The following is a 3,184-nucleotide window of genomic DNA, read 5'->3' as shown; positions in this document are numbered from 1 at the left end:
ATTTAAGTAAAGAGGCTGCAGGGGAAGTCATATAAAGTGAAATAGTAAAATGCAAAGCYATTTGTTTTTACCGTCCTCCACAACTTTTGGTATTGATCCATTTAAAATTGGCAGGATCTATCATCATAAATCATCATCCAACTAGGTAACTTCATGACAAACAGCACGATATATTTATTTTAAAAATTAGGGTTACCTTCCGGTTTTTTTGGTATTAATTTGTTGGCGAATTAACACCGCAATTAAAAATAGTAAAAGAATAACTAATGTTAGGGCTGGTTTACCCTATTATGACTGAAGTAAAATTGTCCTTGGAATGGACTGCAAAAGTAAATATAGTTTCGGTATTACCAAAACTATTTTAAAATTAATTTACTTCTTTTAAGAATGCGTTAACTGTAAGATGCAGTTAGCTAATATTTAACAAAAAAGTAAAGTAAAAACAAATGAGTTATATTTATACAGCGGGAGACTTATATTTTAAAGATTACAGTATAAAAGCTGTAACCGGAGACAATCCACACATTACAGATAAACGCGACAGTGGTAAATTCAACCGCAATGAACGTTATGAGGTTTTAGATTTAATTAATGCTGTTTCAAAGCATCAAAATTTCACTACAAAAAAACAGTGTAGATTAATTGAATCATTAATTAGAGAACAATTACCTACCTCTTATGCCTTCGATCGACCCGGGGCTTTAAGTTGGCTAGTCTTTAATTATAAAAAATATCATTTAATCCCTGAGCACCCGGCTTCACAAGTCTAAATTTTATGGAGGCGGCACCGTTTTCCGCCTCCATAAACTATATTATTAAATGATTGTAAAGGAATTAGAATGCTAGCTTAAAAGTGTTGAAATAACAAAAGAAACTATAGTTGTCCTTAGGACAATTACAACTCATTCAATATTTTTCAGAAATTCATTTTGCAGCGTCAAAAGCCATTGAAAAATAAAGCAAATATGCCAATAGAGCTTAGATCAATGGTTTTGAGATTTTTCTTAATCCCAATAAGATTTAACTACAATTAATAATACTCACTCGGATTTATCTTTTTTTATCTTTCGGCGGATTAGGATCTTTGCCATAACTGTTGGGGTTACTGATTTTCCCATCTTTGTTATGCGGGATAAATTCAACCTTATCCTTTTTTGCTAGGTCCTTACCATAATCAACAGCATCACTCTTTTTTTCAAAATGCTTTGAAGCCCTCTCTGCATTTTCCCTTTTGGCATCCCAACCTCCTTCAGAATTAGGAACAACATGTACGTTTTCTTTTTCTGCCATAATTTTAATTTTGATCAGTATAAATATACGCAATTTAACCAACGATTGTAGGCTGAAAATAGTGCCCCTAAATACCAAAGCGGACATCTTTAGATTCCACAGGCCGGAAAAGAGCCCACAGCCTGCCTCAGGTAGAATGCCAAGCAAAAAACCATTCAGCTAAAATGCACTATCAAAAACATAATGTCTTAATCGCCCCCATAATATAGCTATCCATCTTCTCCCCGAATTATTCTTTCCATACAGACCATCATATAATTCAAAACACTGATCATGCTGTCAAAAAAGCAGCACAACCCTACCCGCCTGTACTTATTTAATTTTCCAACCTCCGAAAAACTACATCAAAATTCTCCTACCATTACCCCAAAAACAAAACCCTTATGGAAATCAATATCAAAAAACCAAAAAGGAAAGCTTTCAGAAAAAGGATCAGAACCAAGACCAGAGTAGCAGTACCCGCCAGTACCAAACAAAAAACCTCCAAACAGAAAACAATCCATACCAACAAAACAAATTCAAACATACCTCTACAATCCATACACCATCCCCCCTCAAAATCTGATATAAATAACCAAAAAAGTATCGAAAATACCGATGACATAATCAGCAGATTATCTGACGAAAAAGAAGAAAGATTGCTAAATTTAATAGTTAAAGCCCTAGTCAGGGTAACATTAGATCAATCATATGGGAAAGAAAGCAATTAGATACTTAAGGTTCAGTGACAAAAAACAGAGCGAAAATTCGATCGAGCGCCAACGCCTGGTAACCGATCATTATATTGAATTCAATAAAATCAACCTGGTAGATACCTTTATCGACAGAGGAAAAAGCGCCAAGACATTTGACAGGCCAGACTTTATCAAATTACAGGAATTTATCGGCCTTTACCATAAAAACGTTGATTACCTATTGGTAGATCAGATGGACAGGTTCAGCCGCGATGCAGGAGAAGCCATGAGCATGGTTAAATCGCTACAATCAAAATACGGCATACAGATCATAAGCGTTTCCGAAGGCATTGAATTTGACTATGATAAACCCGGCAGCTTCTTCAGGGCTGGACTACAGCTGCTATTGGCAGAAGAGGACAACATCAACCGCAGTATTAAAATAAGATCCGGCATCTACTCCAAGAAAACAAAAGAAGGAAAATTTGTTTTTCGCATCACACCTTTCGGATACAAAAAAATAGGCGAGCCGCGGGATCGCAGACTCATCATCGATGAACCGGAGGCAAAAATAGTACGGTTTATTTATGAATCCTATCTAAGAAATATACCACTCTACCTGATCAAGCAAAAGGCTGAAGAGCTCGGCTTTGACAGAAAGGGCAATATGGCAATCGAAAGGATTTTAACCAATGCCGTTTATGCCGGACTGGTAAAAGCCAACGCATACAAAGAACACCCCGGAGGACTCTTCCCTGCTATCCATGAGCCGATCATTGACATGATTTCATGGAAAATGGTGCAGAGTAAATTCAATAGGGTTTCGAAAACACGTACCATTATAGACGATTCACTACCGTTAAGGGGAATTTTAAAATGTCACTGCGGTAATGTTTTGACCGGCGCACCCTCACGCGGCAAATCCGGCCAGTATTTCTATTACTACAAATGCAGACTATCAAAACACAACAATATCAGCGCAAAGAAAGCCCACAATCAGTTCGATACTGCGCTCGAATTGATGAGCCTCCCTGTCAGATCCGTAAAGAAAATCAGAGACAGTGCAGCTAGAGAAATTGAAAAAGAGCTTGAAAACAACAGGAAAGGGCTGACAGAAAAAAAATCAGAAATCGTCAGAGATCAGGAACTGCTGTATACGGTCGAAGAGAAATGGATAAAAAATGAAATTGATCAAGAGACCTACCAAAGATGGCACCTCA

The 3,184-nt window shown here is 36.9% G+C and carries 4 protein-coding genes; 3 read left to right on the top strand and 1 reads right to left on the bottom strand.

Annotated elements, in window-relative coordinates; genetic code table 11:
• The first annotated feature begins 446 nt into the window (after window positions 1–446).
• Complete coding sequence (locus AC1DPQ_RS22595) at window positions 447–770, top strand: hypothetical protein (protein WP_477585186.1); 324 nt, start codon at window positions 447–449, stop codon at window positions 768–770.
• A gap of 280 nt (window positions 771–1,050) precedes the next feature.
• On the opposite strand, the gene AC1DPQ_RS22590 is transcribed toward AC1DPQ_RS22595, so the two are convergent.
• Window positions 1,051–1,290, bottom strand: a complete 240-nt coding sequence (locus AC1DPQ_RS22590) for a DUF2188 domain-containing protein (RefSeq protein ID WP_477585187.1) — start codon at window positions 1,288–1,290, stop codon at window positions 1,051–1,053.
• A gap of 383 nt (window positions 1,291–1,673) precedes the next feature.
• Here AC1DPQ_RS22590 and AC1DPQ_RS22585 point away from each other — a divergent pair, with 383 nt between their 5' ends.
• Both AC1DPQ_RS22585 and AC1DPQ_RS22580 read left to right on the top strand, forming a co-directional pair.
• On the top strand, window positions 1,674–2,000 hold the full coding sequence (locus tag AC1DPQ_RS22585; RefSeq protein ID WP_477585188.1) for a hypothetical protein: 327 nt from the start codon (window positions 1,674–1,676) through the stop codon (window positions 1,998–2,000).
• Window positions 1,981–3,184, top strand: a 1,204-nt coding sequence (locus AC1DPQ_RS22580) for a recombinase family protein (RefSeq protein ID WP_477610944.1), incomplete at its 3' end; no start/stop codon positions are given. The genes AC1DPQ_RS22585 and AC1DPQ_RS22580, both read left to right, overlap by 20 nt.

Source organism: Pedobacter sp. 01T416_2 (genome assembly GCF_056398925.1).
This window is presented reverse-complemented; position numbering and strand designations above follow the sequence as displayed.

Excerpts from the sequence above, each read along its gene's own strand:
- AC1DPQ_RS22595 (WP_477585186.1), top strand. The coding sequence starts at position 447 with ATGAGTTATATTTATACAGCGGGAGACTTATATTTTAAAGATTACAGT.
- AC1DPQ_RS22590 (WP_477585187.1), bottom strand. The coding sequence starts at position 1,290 with ATGGCAGAAAAAGAAAACGTACATGTTGTTCCTAATTCTGAAGGAGGT.
- AC1DPQ_RS22585 (WP_477585188.1), top strand. The coding sequence starts at position 1,674 with ATGGAAATCAATATCAAAAAACCAAAAAGGAAAGCTTTCAGAAAAAGG.